The organism is Microbacterium sorbitolivorans (assembly GCF_003327285.1).
Classification (GTDB): domain Bacteria; phylum Actinomycetota; class Actinomycetes; order Actinomycetales; family Microbacteriaceae; genus Microbacterium; species Microbacterium sorbitolivorans.
In genome coordinates this window covers 35310-49221 of record NZ_KZ848477.1, presented here as the reverse complement: position 1 = coordinate 49221, position 13912 = coordinate 35310, and the positions used below count along the sequence as shown (strand labels likewise).

General features: G+C 67.4%; 13 protein-coding genes and 1 riboswitch. Of the genes, 7 read left to right on the top strand and 6 right to left on the bottom strand.

Going from position 1 to position 13912, the window contains the following annotated elements; genetic code table 11:
• The first annotated feature begins 13 nt into the window (after positions 1–13).
• Genes DTO57_RS13300 through DTO57_RS13290 form a run of 3 tightly spaced genes read left to right on the top strand, consistent with a single transcriptional unit; the run spans position 14 to position 1691 of the window.
• Positions 14–574 (top strand): SipW-dependent-type signal peptide-containing protein, encoded by a 561-nt coding sequence (locus DTO57_RS13300; protein WP_162785783.1) that lies wholly within the window; start codon positions 14–16, stop codon positions 572–574.
• Positions 571–1119, top strand: a complete 549-nt coding sequence (locus DTO57_RS13295) for a signal peptidase I (RefSeq protein ID WP_114118729.1) — start codon at positions 571–573, stop codon at positions 1117–1119. The genes DTO57_RS13300 and DTO57_RS13295 overlap by 4 nt, the downstream gene beginning before the upstream one ends.
• On the top strand, positions 1116–1691 hold the full coding sequence (locus tag DTO57_RS13290; protein ID WP_114118728.1) for a hypothetical protein: 576 nt from the start codon (positions 1116–1118) through the stop codon (positions 1689–1691). Before DTO57_RS13295 ends, DTO57_RS13290 begins: the two co-directional genes overlap by 4 nt.
• A 55-nt stretch (positions 1692–1746) precedes the next feature.
• On the opposite strand, the gene DTO57_RS13285 is transcribed toward DTO57_RS13290, so the two are convergent.
• From DTO57_RS13285 to DTO57_RS13270, 4 genes are read right to left on the bottom strand one after another with little or no spacing between them, the layout of a single operon-like run.
• Positions 1747–2307, bottom strand: a complete 561-nt coding sequence (locus DTO57_RS13285) for a hypothetical protein (protein ID WP_114118727.1) — start codon at positions 2305–2307, stop codon at positions 1747–1749.
• 56 nt (positions 2308–2363) lie between these two features.
• Positions 2364–2810 (bottom strand): MarR family winged helix-turn-helix transcriptional regulator, encoded by a 447-nt coding sequence (locus DTO57_RS13280; protein WP_114118726.1) that lies wholly within the window; start codon positions 2808–2810, stop codon positions 2364–2366.
• A gap of 41 nt (positions 2811–2851) precedes the next feature.
• Positions 2852–3487 (bottom strand): MarR family winged helix-turn-helix transcriptional regulator, encoded by a 636-nt coding sequence (locus tag DTO57_RS14730; RefSeq protein ID WP_229730652.1) that lies wholly within the window; start codon positions 3485–3487, stop codon positions 2852–2854.
• Positions 3484–5202, bottom strand: coding sequence for an MDR family MFS transporter (locus tag DTO57_RS13270; protein ID WP_114118725.1), 1719 nt, complete (start codon positions 5200–5202; stop codon positions 3484–3486). Before DTO57_RS13270 ends, DTO57_RS14730 begins: the two co-directional genes overlap by 4 nt.
• Positions 5203–5370: 168 nt before the next feature.
• Between DTO57_RS13270 and DTO57_RS13265 the strand changes: the two genes are divergently transcribed.
• From DTO57_RS13265 to rplL, 3 genes are all read left to right on the top strand, one after another.
• Positions 5371–6051 (top strand): YqaJ viral recombinase family protein, encoded by a 681-nt coding sequence (locus DTO57_RS13265; RefSeq protein ID WP_187346632.1) that lies wholly within the window; start codon positions 5371–5373, stop codon positions 6049–6051.
• Between the two features lie 246 nt (positions 6052–6297).
• Complete coding sequence (gene rplJ / locus DTO57_RS13260; protein WP_187346631.1) at positions 6298–6819, top strand: 50S ribosomal protein L10; 522 nt, start codon at positions 6298–6300, stop codon at positions 6817–6819.
• A 54-nt stretch (positions 6820–6873) separates the two neighbouring features.
• Complete coding sequence (gene rplL, locus DTO57_RS13255; protein WP_114118723.1) at positions 6874–7257, top strand: 50S ribosomal protein L7/L12; 384 nt, start codon at positions 6874–6876, stop codon at positions 7255–7257.
• Positions 7258–7467: 210 nt separating this feature from the next.
• On the opposite strand, the gene DTO57_RS13250 is transcribed toward rplL, so the two are convergent.
• Both DTO57_RS13250 and DTO57_RS13245 read right to left on the bottom strand, forming a co-directional pair.
• Positions 7468–10611, bottom strand: a complete 3144-nt coding sequence (locus DTO57_RS13250) for a sigma-70 family RNA polymerase sigma factor (protein ID WP_114118722.1) — start codon at positions 10609–10611, stop codon at positions 7468–7470.
• Between the two features lie 294 nt (positions 10612–10905).
• The gene (locus DTO57_RS13245) at positions 10906–11298 is read right to left on the bottom strand and encodes an META domain-containing protein (protein ID WP_162785782.1); all 393 of its coding nucleotides are present in this window, start codon (positions 11296–11298) and stop codon (positions 10906–10908) included.
• A 271-nt stretch (positions 11299–11569) separates the two neighbouring features.
• On the opposite strand from DTO57_RS13245, the gene DTO57_RS13240 reads away from it, so the two are divergent.
• Complete coding sequence (locus DTO57_RS13240) at positions 11570–13708, top strand: LPXTG cell wall anchor domain-containing protein (RefSeq protein WP_162785781.1); 2139 nt, start codon at positions 11570–11572, stop codon at positions 13706–13708.
• A gap of 90 nt (positions 13709–13798) precedes the next feature.
• Positions 13799–13886, top strand: a riboswitch (ZMP/ZTP riboswitch).
• Positions 13887–13912 lie beyond the last annotated feature (26 nt).

Genomic DNA, 13912 nt, shown 5'->3' with positions numbered 1-13912 from the left:
CGCATCGCAGAAGGTGCGCGCCCTTCTCGCCGCGGGCGTCGTCGTCGGCATCGGCGCGGCCTCCACCCTCGCCGCCTGGACCGACAACGAGACCGCGACGGCGAGCCTCACCGCTGGCACGTTCGGAATCGTCGGATCCACCGACGGCGCGACCTTCACGGATCATCCCGCGGAGGGCCCCGCGCAACTCGCGTTCGACGCTCCGGCGGCCGGGCTGATTCCCGAAACAACCGTGCACGCATCGTTTTCGGTTCGCACGACGACCGGATCCGCCGCCGGCACCGCGAGCCTCGCCGCGGACGCGGCGAACGGATCCGCGCTCGGCGCCTACCTGACATACGGCGTGAGCAGCACCGCGGGAGCGTGCGACGCGGCCGCGTTCGACGCGGGCACGGTCCTCGTGCCTCGCGGATCCGTCCTCACCACCGCGCCCACCGCGACTCAGAATCTCGACGCGAACGGCGGATCCACGATCACCTACTGCTTCGAGATCACGATGCCCGCGAACACGGACAACGCCGCGCAGGGGCTTACGGTGGCGCCGCGCTGGACCGTGAACGCACAAAACACATGACCCTCACCGAGACCAGGGCGTCGCTGCGCGAGGCCCGCAGGAAGCATCCGCACCCCATGCGGGTGATCGGCGACGTGCTGCTGTGGATCGCCGCCGCGCTCGGCGCCCTGTGCCTCGTGCTGCTCGTGCTCGCGTTCACGCTGAACATCTCGCTGATCATGTTCCGCACCGGATCCATGTCGCCGACGATCCCGACCGGATCCGTCGCGATCGTGCAGGAGGTTCCGGCGAGCGAGATCGAGGTCGGCAACGTCGTCACGGTCGACCGGGGCGAGGATGAGCTTCCCGTCACGCACCGCGTGACGAGCGTCGAGCCGGGTTCCAGCGCCGACGAGTGCGTCATCACGATGCGGGGCGACGCGAACGAGCAGGACGACCCGTACCCGTACACGGTGACGACGGTGCGCTCGGTCATGTTCTCGATCCCGGGCATCGCCACGACGCTCGCCTCGTTCGGCAACCCGATCGTGATGGGCGCGATGACGCTCGTCGCGGGCGCGCTCGTGGGGTGGGCGTTCTGGCCGCGAGAGCGGAGAGACGAATGAGCGCGCTGCTTTTCGCCGTCGCGGTGGGGCTCGCGGCGACGCCGAGCGACGACGGCGACCGGATCCATATCTCGTCGGATCTCGATGCCGAGACCGCGGCACAGCTTTCGCCCGGCACGACCGTCGAGTGGTTCGTCGACGTGACCACGACGCCGGGGGAGCCCGGAACGGTCACCGTCTCGCTCGCCGAGGTGGGCGACCTCGGGCTCGAGGTGGAGGCCTTTCGGTGCGCGACCGAGTGGGAGGGAGGCGCGTGCGCGGCGGGGGAGACACACCTGCGCCCTCTGGGGCGCCTGCTCGAGGACGGAACCGAGTTGCTCTCCATGCCGGATACCGACGCGGCATACCTGCACCTTATCGTCGTGGCGCCGACGGACCTGCCCGAATCGGCGCAAGGATCGCTGCGCCTCACGGCCTCCGGCGTCGGCGAACCAAACGACGCCGAAGGGCCGCAGACGCCCCTGCAGCCCACCGGGTCCATGACCCTCTGGGGTCTCGCTTGCGCCGCCATCGGCGCGTTGGGCGCCGGTGCCGCGATCACAATCGCGCGCGCGGTGAGGCGGGCGCGATGATCTCGTTCTCCCTGGCCGAAAAATCTCGCGGCCCGGTGCGACGTCGGCCCGTGCCCTAGTTCAGGTTTCGGCAGTTGCCGCCGAGCCCCGCGATGAGGCCCGCGTTTGTCGCGACCCGGAGGGGCTGCGAACGCCAGCCGCTCGGATCCGCAACAGAGAGCGAGATCTCCAGCTCGCTTCCCAATCCGAGGAGCCCGCCGAGCAGGTTGGTGGGGACTTCTGTACGGTACGAGCCGTTCGACTGAAGAGTGGTATTCGCGCTGAGAGAGAAGCCGGTCAGCGGCGCCAGAGCTGAGCCGAGGCCGCTCGTTGAAGCCTCGGTCACGATGCTGCCGAGGCTGTATCCCGCGGGCAGATACCAATAGATCTGCACTCGTGCGCCCAGTCCGAGCAAGCCGGGGCTGTATGTGCAGCTTGCGGCACGAGTAGGAGGTGGAATCGTCGCTGCCGAGAGCGAGCCGGACGCGGATTCGGAGTCGTTCCAGGTCGCGTCGGAGGAAGTCGCGGCCGAGGGGAGGATGATGCCCACGCACACAAGCAATGTCGCCGCAAGGACGCGCAGGGTGGGCCGTGCCGGCCGCGCCTCGGTCTCCTTGCGAACGATATCTTCCTGCACGCCCCTATCGTACGGGGCCAGGCGCGATCCTGACAGGGCTCGCGCGCCTGCCGCCCTCAGTCCGCGTTCAGCGCGTGGAGGAGCGTCGCGAGGCGGTGGATGTCGTCGATGTCCCAGTCGTCGAGCTTCGCGCGCAGCGTGCGGGTCTCGGGTGTCGTGTGGAACGCGGCGTGGCCGGCCCGGCCCTTCTCCGTGGCGGAGAGGAGGTGGGAGCGGCGGTCGTTCGGATCCGGCGTGCGCTCGATGAGGCCGCGCTTCTCGAGGTCGGTGATCGTGCGGCTCAGCTGACTCTTGTCGAGCATGAGCTGGTCGACGAGCGCCGACGCGGTCAGCGGCCCCGATTGCAGGATCGTCGTGAACACCTTGTAGGCGCCCGGCAGCAGACCGGGGGAGAGCTGCTCGGCACGGCGGGCGATCAGCCGTCGAAAGCGGCTCACCATCTGCATGAACTCGCCCTCGACGGCCTGGATCGCGTCGTCACGCGAAGGCAAGGAGCTACTCATCACCTGTATTCTCCCCGGTAACCTCACGCACCGCAAAACCCCTATTCGTGCGGCGTCTCGCCCGACGCGAGGGCGTTGATCAGCGTCGTCAGCTGCGAGATTGTCGCGACGGGCCAGGTGTCGAGCACCTCCGCGAGCAGGTGCTGGTACGGCGCCCGCGCGTGATGCAGGCGCGCGCTGCCGAGCTCGGTGAGCGAGATGAGGCGCACGCGCCCGTCATTCGGATCCGGTACCCGGGTCACGAGGGAGAGATCCTCGAGCTCGGAAACCGTGCGGCTCACGAAGCCCTTGTCGGACTCGAGATGCTCGGCGAGCGTCGAGACGGTCGCGGCACCCTGGTGCGCGATCATCGTCAGCACCTTGTAGGTGCCGGGAAGCATGCCGGGCGAGACGCACGCCGCGGCCTCAGAGTACGACCGCCGCCACTGACGCATGAGCGCCTCGAAGGATCCGCCGAGCGCCGTCAACGCCTCCGCGCGATCCGAAGCGGGCTCGGATCCGGCTTCGAGATCGCGCCCGGAAGCGGATCCCGAACCGGATCCCGAGGAAGCCCCGGAACCGGATCCAGAACCGGGCACGGCAGCAACGCCGGATCCCGGATCCGCAACCTCCCGCGCGGAGGCGCCCGCCGCTACCGCCCCCGTGGGGTCAGTATCGGCGGGCGCCTGAATGGTCATCGCTCGTCGTCGGCGTCAATGACCTTGACGCTGCCGGTTGCGGTGAGCACACCCATGCCCTCCGGCACCGAGACGGTCGCGAGGTCGGCCTCGCTGGCCTGGGTGCGCTCGGAGGTGGTCATGCGGGTCAGCGACTTGTTCGGCATGAACGCGATCGCGATGAGGCTGATCACGGCGAACGGAACCGCGATGAGGAACGAGTGCGAGATGCCCTGCGCGTAGACGTCTTCGACGATGTGCGCGATGGCGTCGGGCAGCTCGGAGACCTTCGGGAGGGTTCCGGTGCTGAGGCTCTGCAGCGCGGCAGCGCCCTTCTCACCGGTCTCGGCGACGGCCGCCATGAAGCGGTCGGTCGTGTCGGACGAGGTCATGAGGCCCGAGACCTTCGAGGCGAGGGCCGCGCCCATGACCGAGACGCCGATGGTTCCACCGAGCGAGCGGAAGAACGTGACGCCCGAGCTCGCGACGCCGATCTCGCGCGGGTCGGTGTCGTTCTGAACGACGAGCACGAGGTTCTGCATCGTCATACCGACGCCGGCGCCGAGCAGGAACATGTAGAGCGAGACGAGCGCGAAGTTCGTGTCGTAGTGGATCGTCGAGAGCAGGTACGAGCCCGCGATCAGCAGCACGGCGCCGACGACGAGGTAGGCCTTCCACTTGCCGTACTTCGTGATGAAGGCACCGATGATGATCGACGAGAGCAGCAGGCCGGCGATCATGGGGATTGTCATGACGCCCGCCATGGTCGGGGTCGCGCCGCGCGAGAGCTGCATGTACTGGCTCAGGAACACCGACGAGCCGAACATCGCAAGGCCGGTCGCGATCGACGCGATGACCGAGAGCGTGAAGGTCTTGTTGCGGAAGAGCGTGAGCGGGATGAGCGGCTCGCGCGACTTGAACTCGACGATGATGAACGCGATCGTGGCGACGATGGCGCCGCCGACCATGAGCACGGTGAGGAGGCTCCACCAGTCGTTGTTGCTGAGGTCGGTGAAGGCGAGCGCGTTGCCTGCGTCGTCGGTGGTGGTGGATCCGGCGTTCGAGACCCAGATGAGCAGCGACGAGACCGCGACCGAGAGGAAGACGATGCCGGCGTAGTCGATCGTCGTCTTCTTCTGCTCGCGCTCGGGGAGCTTCAGCGTGATCTGCACCATGATGAGCGCCGCGATCGCGAAGGGGAGCGAGATGAAGAAGTTCCAGCGCCAGTTGATCGAGTCGGTGATGAAGCCACCGAGCAGCGGGCCGCCGACGGTCGAGACGGCCATGACCGCGCCGAAGAGGCCCATGTAACGGCCACGCTCACGCGGGCTGATGATGTCGGCCATCAGCACCTGGCTGAGGGCCGCGAGGCCACCGGCGCCGATGCCCTGCACGGCGCGCATCGCGATGAGCAGGTGCGTGTCCTGCGAGAAGCCGGCGATGGCGGTCGCCACGACGAAGATGACGATCGCGAGCTGGTAGAGGAACTTGCGGTTCGTGAGGTCGGCGAGCTTGCCCCAGATCGGGGTCGAGATCGCGGTGGTCAGAAGCGTCGCCGTGACGACCCAGGTGTAGGAGGTCTGGGTGCCGCCGAGGTCGGAGACGATGACGGGAAGCGAGCTGGAGACGACGGTCGATGCGAGCATCGACACGAACATGCCGAGGATCAGGCCCGAGAGTGCCTCGAGCACCCGGCGCTGTGACATCTTCGGCGGTGCTGAAGAGGTGGTTGACATTGCGTTCCTAACGAATTTGTGGCGGGAACCGCGGCGGCACTGGCGCAGAACGTTGACCAACATCAAAGGTTGAAGTTACTCAACTATAAATCCGAATGTTGACTTCTCGCAACCATTCCAGCTGTGTCTTTCCCGAGTTCCTCAGGGGCGCGGAGTACGGTCGAAAGCATGATCTCCCCCGAGCTCCAGGCGCGCATTGTGGCCGACTCGAGCGATCGGGTCGCCTGGTTGCGTGCGCGCTCGCAGGGGATCACCGCGACCGACGTTGCGCACCTCTCGACCCCCGCGTCGATCCTGCGCGCGGCGAAGCAGAAGCTTCAGCCCGGCGGTTTCTCCGGAAACGCGTACACGGATCACGGCCGCCGTCGCGAACCCGAGATCGCCGCGTGGGTGCTCGAGAACCACGGGATCCACCCGTCCGGCGCGCTGTTCCGCGCCGAGGTAGAGAAGCGTCACCTCGCGACCCCCGACGGCGTGATGCAGGATGCCGACGGCCGCATCGTGCTCGCCGAGATCAAGACGACGAACAAGTCGTGGCGCACGATCCCGCGCCACTACCTGCGCCAGGTCTGGTGGCAGCAGCACGTGCTTGGCGCCGAGCGCACGCTGTTCGCCTGGGAGGAGCATCGCGACTTCCGCCCGCTTCACGACGAGCCGCGGATCATGTGGATCGACCGCGACGACAAAGAGATCGCGAACCTCGTCTCGATGGCGACGCAGCTGATCGACGAGCTCTACCGCCTCACCACCGGACAGAACGTTCCGCAGGACAACCTGTCGCCGCGCGAGCAGGCGATGCTCCGCGCCGCAACGCAGGACGCGTACCGCGCGCTCGCGCTGATCGACTGACAGCGGATCCCCAGGGGATCGGTTTGCGGATCCGGACGCCCGTGTCGTACGCTTAATGAAGCCGAAGACCGCCGGTCGTCGAGAACGCAAGTTTTTGAACGAAGCGCTGCTAACGCAGGGGCCCGCGCAGGTGTACTGAGAATCTTTTGAAGCTCCGTGCGCTCTGCGCATGGAGCTTTTTTGTGTTTCAGCGGGCGGATCCGGCTGGCACCTCACCTCCGTGAGGCGCCTCGTACGTATCAAGGAGTGGCCATGGCGCTGAAGGAAGCATCGGTCGCCGAACTCACGACTAAGTTCGAGAGCTCGACCGCCGTTCTGCTCACCGAATACCGCGGCCTGACGGTTGCCGAGCTCAAGGAGCTCCGCGACAGCATTCGTCAGGATGCGGAATACGCCGTGGCGAAGAACACGCTGACCAAGCTCGCTGCCGCTAAGGCAGGAGTCGAGGGCCTCGACGACAACCTTAAGGGTCCGTCGGCGCTCGCATTCGTGCACGGTGACCCGGTCGCCGTCGCGAAGGGTCTGCGCGCATTCGCCAAGGCACACCCTCTTCTCGTGATCAAGGGCGGGTACTTCGATGGTGCCCCGCTCTCGGCTGAGGAAGTCAACAAGCTTGCTGACCTCGAGAGCCGTGAGGTTCTCCTGGCTAAGGTCGCGGGCATGATGAAGGCCTCGATGTCGAAGGCTGCTGCCGTCTTCCAGGCGCTTCCGTCGAAGACGGTCCGCACGGTCGAGGCTCTGCGCGAGAAGCAGGAGAACGCGGCTTAATAGCCACGCGTTCACAAAAACCACCTACCTACCTCTATTCATAGGAGATACATCATGGCGAAGCTCAGCACCGAAGAGCTGCTCAGCGCGTTCGAGGAGCTCACGCTCATCGAGCTCAGCGAGTTCGTTAAGGCGTTCGAGGAGAAGTTCGACGTCACCGCTGCTGCCCCCGTTGCCGTTGCTGCTGCGGGTGCCCCCGCCGCTGCCGGTGAGGCTGCCGAGGAGAAGACCGAGTTCGACGTCATCCTCGAGTCGGCTGGCGACAAGAAGATTCAGGTCATCAAGGCTGTCCGCGAGCTCACCTCGCTCGGCCTCGGCGAGGCCAAGGCTGTTGTCGATGGCGCCCCCAAGGCCGTCCTCGAGGGCGTTGCCAAGGACGCTGCTGACGACGCGAAGGCGAAGCTGGAAGAGGCTGGCGCCTCGGTTACCGTTAAGTAATCACAGCTTTTCAGCACGAAGCCCGTCGCTCCTTTCGAGGAGCGGCGGGCTTCGTCGTGTGTGCTGGGGCGGGTACGGATCCGCGGGGCCAGCGTTCGATTTTCAGCCGAACGGCCGCGGCGTAGTGGATCAGCCCCCGGGGAGGTTGCCAATGAGCGATCGACAGCCGCGGCTCATCCAGCGGCGTGGCCGAAGGACCGAGGACGCGACTCAGCTAGTCTCGTCTGTCGCGGATGCCGAGGCCGCGCCTTCGGCCGTCACGGAGACATCCGCGGAATCGCTCGACGACGTGAACCACGTGACGGTGCGGATTACTTCGGCCCGTTCACTCTTGTTGCCAGCAGCATCTTCAGCCCAGACGTAGTAGATGTACTCGCCGGGTAGGAGAGTGGCGTTCGCCTCGTATGAGGTGCCGGTAATCTCTGGCGTGGTGGTGGTGTCACGTCTGACGAAGTAGCGGACGTCGTAGCCGTCAACCTTGTCGTAGGACGGGGACCACTCCAGCAGTCGGCTGTTCGTTTCTGAGAAGTGGACGTTCGTCGGTGCCGACGGCGGGTACACATCTCGCACGTATGTATCGAACCCAGCGCTCGGAGACGACTCGAAGCCATCGGCGGTCGCTTCGACGAAGTAGTAATAGGTGCCCGGAGTCTCCGGGGCCGCGACAACGATGCGCTCGATGCCGCTGGACGAACTCCCGATCGGTTGCGCACCGTCGAACGAATCCGTGTCATTGATGTAGACCGCGTACTGCTCCGCACCACCCACCGCAGTCCAAACGACCGTGATCTCCGGGACATCCTCCGACACCTCAACAGAAGTGATCTCCGGAGCAGCGAGACTCGGAACATCCTCAGTCGGCTCGGGAGTTGGCTCCGGCGAAGGCTCGACAGTAGGTTCGGGCGTCGGTTCAGGTGAAGGCTCGACGGTCGGTTCCGGTGACGGTGCAAGCGAGGGCTCGACGGTCGGCTCCGGCGTCGGTTCCGGTGAGGGCTCGACGGTCGGTTCCGGTGACGGTGCAAGCGAGGGCTCGACGGTTGGTTCCGGCGTCGGTCCGTCCGTCGGAGTCGGAGTCGGCGTGGGGTCGTCGGTCGGCCCAAGCGTGGGTTCGTCGGTCGGCCCAAGCGTGGGGTCGTCCGTCGGATCAACCGAGGGGTTGTCCGTCGGCTCGACGGGCGGCTCCTCCGTGGGCTCAGTCGTCGGCTCGACGGTCGGATCCTCGGTCGGCTCAGTCGTCGGCTCGACGGTCGGATCCTCGGTCGGCTCAGTCGTCGGCTTGGCAGTCGGATCCTCCGACGGCACAACCGTCGGCTTGACGGTCGGCGTGGCCGTCGGACTCGGCGTCGGCGTGGGAGCTGCGGTCTCCTCTGGCTCCGGCTCCGGCTCCGGCTTCGGCTCGGTGCTCGGCGTCGGGGCTGCCGTTTCCTCGGGCTCGGGCTCGGCGGACGGCTCAGCCGTCGGCGTTGCCTCAGGCGTAGGCGTCGCCTCAGGCTCGTCGCTCGGCGTCGGTTCCGGGGTAGGAGTAGGCGCCGGTTCCGGAGTCGGCACGGGCTCGGGAGTGGGCACGGGCTCCGGCGAGGGCAGCGGCAGCGGCTCGGGAGTCGGCTCGGCCGTCGGAGTCGGTGCCGGCTGAACCGTCGGCTCAGGCTCAGGCTTAGGCTCAGGCTCAGGCAGCGGCGCGGGGGTCTCGGGCGCGGGGGTCGGAAGCCCAGGCTCGACAGGCTCCGGCGAAGCGGACTGCGTGGGCTCCGGCGAGGCCGGAATCGTCGGCTCGGCCGATGGGGTCTCATCCGGTTCGAGGGCCGCGAGAAGCTCGTCGCGGATGCCGAGCCCCGAAAGCGTCGCGCGCGCCGGCGGCTCCGCCGAGTTCGGGTAGAGAACCGTGAGGGTCACGTCGGCGCGCACCTGGGCCGGCGAGAGCGTGAAGGCGAGGTGGCCGGATCCGTCGGCGCCGATCGTCGTGTCGTCGAGGCGCGCACCGTCGATGGCCGCGATCGCCGAGGTCGCGGGGCGATCGGCGGATCCGCCGGCGCCGACGAGCTCACCGGATCCGGGCGCGTGGACGCTCGTGACCGCGCCGGGGGCGCCGGTGATATCGACGGCAACGGATCCACTGGAAGCGTTCACAACGCGAGCACCCGAGATGCCGAGCTGGTGCGCGTCGGGCTGCTCCGAGGGCGTCGCCGACGGCACGGGCGTCGGGGGCGTGACGGGCGTCGCGACCTCGTCCTGGGTCTCGTCGAGCTCGTCGGAGGCCTCGATCGACGCGCCGCCCGGGGCATCGGATCCGAACGCGGCCGCGCTCGACGTCGCGCCACCGTCGTGCGCGGGCAGGCCCGTCGCGAAGGCGATCGCGACGGCGGCAGTCGCGATGCCGGCGGTGATGAGGCTGCCGAGCGTCCACGTCGCGGCGGTTCCCGCGGATCCGCCGGATCCGGATCCCTTCGTCGCGACGGCCGCGCTACCCGCGACCGCGGCGCCGCCGACGGCGATGCCGCCCTCGACGACCTCGGCGGGCATCGCCATGAGGGCGATCGCCGCGTGCTCGCCGCGCTGCAGCGTCGCGAGGTACGCGCCTGCGGCGGGGATCCCGATCGCGAGCGGCAGCAGCACCATCGCGAGGCGACTGCCGACGTGCTGTGCCTCCTCGGCGACGATTGTGCAGCGCGCGCATTCGGCGAGATGAACGCCGAGGCGCTTGCGATCGCGCGCCGTGAGGTTGCCGCGGGTGTGCGCACCGAGGTGCTCGATCGCCCACTGGTGCTCGGATCCGTCGGCGAGGTTCGCGAGGTGCGCCTGGATCCACGCCTCGCGCAGCCCCTCGCGCGCTCGCGCCGCGAGCTGCGAGACCGCGACGGGCTTCATGTCGAGCAGGGGAGCGACCTCGCGGGGCTTCATCTGCTCGATCTCGGTGTACCAGAGCACCTCCTGCCAGCGCGTGGGCAGCCTACGGAAGGCGGAGTGTGTGATGCCGCGATCGAGGGCGGCCTCGGTGGCCTCCTCGGACGTTTCCGGATCCTCGATCAACTCGGCCGATTCGATCGCGACCTCGCGGGGCGCGCGCCCCCAGCTCGCGGCCGTGTTGCGGATCGCAGTAAAGAGGTATGCGCGGAACGAGCCCGTCGGGCCGCCGCCGCGCTTCACCGTCTGGAAGATCTTTGTGTAGGCCTCTTGCACGAGGTCGTCGGGATCGATCGTCGAGCTGATGCCGCGAGCGGCCGCGATGCCGGAGCGGTAGTGACGGCTCCAGAGCTCCCCGAACGCCTCCGTATCACCAGACCGCGAGCGCAGCAGAAGGTCGACGTCAGACGCGCCATCGGCGTTTCCGGCGCCGGGCTCGAGCTGATCCGACATGTTCCCCCAGTAGTGAAGACCGGATTCGATTGTCCTCCTCCGACCGCCAAGATGCCAAGCCCAGGCCAAACTTCACAGAAAATTTGCCGCCCCATCCGGCATTTTGGTTGGAATCGCGAAATTTCCGCGAAACCGCGTCATAAAACGGTGGCCACGGGGTCTTGTGTGGTGAGAGAGGAACGCTCGGCATCCGGGGGGAGTAAGACCGAGGCGGGTGCGGGCCCTGCGGGCCGCACCAAGAGAAGTAGCCCGGGACGTATCAGGTACGTCCCGGGCCACTTATGTTTCTGGAGGTTACGCCCTCGCGAGGGTGCCAATCTCGGATCCGCTCTTGTCGAAGACGACGAGGGTGTCGGTCTCGACCTTTACGGCCTTGGCGCCGCGGACCCAGGTGTCGACTCCGTCGCACGCCATCAGAGTGGAGAAGCCGGGCTTCAGCACCAGCTCGTCATCGCCGACCTCGTAAGTGCCGTTCAGCTTGTTGCAGCCGTCGGATCCGCTGTAGGTGCCGTCCTCGGCAAACTCGAGGAAGGGTTCGCCCTTCGCCGTGCTCGTGAAGGCCGCACCGATGTAGTCTTCCTGGTTCACCGAGGTCGCTCCTGCATCAGTATTAGTTGCGCACCCGGCCGCGAGTGCCGCGGGCGCGATGAAGGCGAGGGCGAGGGTCGCGCGTCGCATGTTCATCATGGCCTCCGATCGTCCGGATCCTGGTTGACCCCAGGGTAGCCCGTGGGGGTCACGAACGGTGGGCATGCGGCAAGTTCCCATGGACAATATGGGCATGCCAGCATATTTGTCGGGTGATCGGCGGGTGAACCATCATTCCGGGCTGGTGCGTGACCTGGTCGTTATGTAAGCTGGCAAAGCTTATGTTCCAGCTGAGGTCTTCCTGAGTGTGGGACGAGCGCAAATTTCTTGCGAGATGGCGGTAGTCCCGCCCGAAGGAATGGGGAGTTCCTTGCGTTTCACTTTCAACCGAGCGGCGAAGCTCAGCGCCTTTGGCGCCGCTGCCGCCCTCGTAGCGAGCGGAGTGGTCGCAGCACCCGCGCTCGCCGCCGAAGCTGCGCCTCAGGCCGAGCTCGACCAGGTCGCGGCCGAGGCATTCCAGGTTCCCGGCGTCGTTGCCGTCGTGACCGATGGCAACGGTATCCAGATCAAGGTCGCCGACGAGTCGGGCGAGGGCGGTTTCACCGCTCTTGCCGCGCCCGTCGACGGCGAGAGCATCAGCGCCGAGGCAATCGCCGCGAAGTTCTCGAACGTCGAGGTCGTCGAGGGCGAGCAGTTCGACGCGATCTCGTCCGACGAGGTCGTGGGTGGCGCTGGCTACCTCTCGGGCTCGGGCGACACGCTTAACTCGTCCTGCTCGCTCGGCTTCAGCGCCTGGGACGCGTCGGGTGCCCCGGCGCTCGTCTCGGCCGGTCACTGCATGACCGAGTTCGGTGGCTCGACCTTCGGTGTGCTGTCGCGCCCGTCGACCGAGCCCGCCGTCACCGGCGACGAGAACACCGCCGAGATTTTCGACGGTGAGATCCTCGGCGAGTACACGTTCGGCCAGTTCGGCGGCCCGGGTAACTCGACCGACGGTAACACCGCCAACGGCACCGACATTTCGTTCCTTGGCAACATCAACGACAAGTACACGCTGCTTCCCGCGGTGACCGACTGGACGGGCGCCCCGAGCGACGACCACGCCGCGTCGACCCACCCGGTCCGCAGCTACGGTTCGGCGGAGGTCGGCGACACGATCACCACCTCGGGCCGCACCACCGGTGCGGGCGAGGGCACGGTCCGCGAGATCGGTTACGCGAACATCAGCGGCCACATCGTCTACGGCTTCAGCGCTGAGAACAACAACTCCGAAGACTTCGCGATGCCCGGTGACTCCGGCGGCGGTGTGCTCGTTGGCGACAAGGCCGTTGGCGTTGCCAGCGGTGGTGGCGTCGGAAACTTCATCTGGGTGACCGACCTCCCCGACGCGCTCCGCGTCGCGAGCGAGAACGGCTACGACTACCAGATCGCGCTCGACATCGATGAGCCGGCCGTCGCGAAGGCGACCGCCGTTCAGGGTGAGAAGTTCACGGGTACCGCTCCGGCGAACTCGACCGTGACGATCGCCGGCGACATCGAGGCGACGGCTACGACCGACGAGAGCGGCAACTTCTCGTTCGCGGCTCCCAGCAAGGTCGGCTCGTTCGACATCACGCTGACCGCGAAGCAGGGCTTCAACGTGTCGGACACCGTGAACGCCACGGTCAAGACCACCGAGGCACCCAAGCCCGAGGCCCCGGCCGCTCCGGAGGTCACCAGCCCCGCGAACGAGTCGTCGACGACCGAGGCTGCCCCCTCGATCACCGGTACCGGCGTTGCCGGCGCGACCGTGACCCTGTCGGGCGACGCCGAGGGTACCGCCACGGTTGGCGAGGACGGCAAGTTCTCGATCCCGACCGAGCTCGGCTTCGGCAAGTACACCGTCGGCGTCACGCAGACGGTCAACGGCCTCGAGTCGGAGACCCGCTGGCTGACCTTCTCGGTCGTCCCGGGGGCCCCCACGATCGTCACGCCGGGTAACGGCAACAGCTACGTCGAGGGCAAGCTCCCCGCCGTTATCGGTACCTCGCCCATCGACGGCGCCAAGGTCAGCGTCTCGCTCGAGACCGCTGACGGCAGCGGCGTCGCCGGTGAGACCACCGTCGAGGGTGGCAACTGGATGGTTGAGTTCCCGAACCAGCTCGTCGCCGGTAACTACACCGTCTCGGTGACGCAGAGCATCGCAGGCGTGACCAGCGCCGCAGCCGAGTCGACCTTCTCGGTTACGGCTGAGGGTAACGGCGGCGGCGAGGAGCCCACCCCGGCCCCGACCGAGGAGCCCACCCCGACCCCGGCTCCGGAGCCCTCGGAGGAGCCGACCCCGGCTCCCTCGGAGGAGCCCACCCCGGCTCCGGCCCCGTCGGAGCAGCCCGGTGACAAGGACGATGACGGCCTTGCCCCGACCGGCGCAACCCAGAGCGAGACCGTTCTGCCCCTCGCGGGTGGCGCTGCTCTCCTTATGGCAGCCGGTGCCGGTCTCCTCCTCGTGCGTCGCAAGACCCGCGCCTAAGAGGATCCGCTAGCTAGCCCGCAAGGCGGGACGAGATGAACGCATCTCGTCCCGCCTTGCGGCGTTTTTCCGCAGGCTCTCAGGGTATGATCGACCCGTCGCGACTGGCGCCCGAGGTGGGTCACCACCGGGAAGCGGCACAATGAACGGCATTCGACCGCGCGCCTGGGCCGAAGCGATTTTTCCACGATGTCCGCAGAGTCC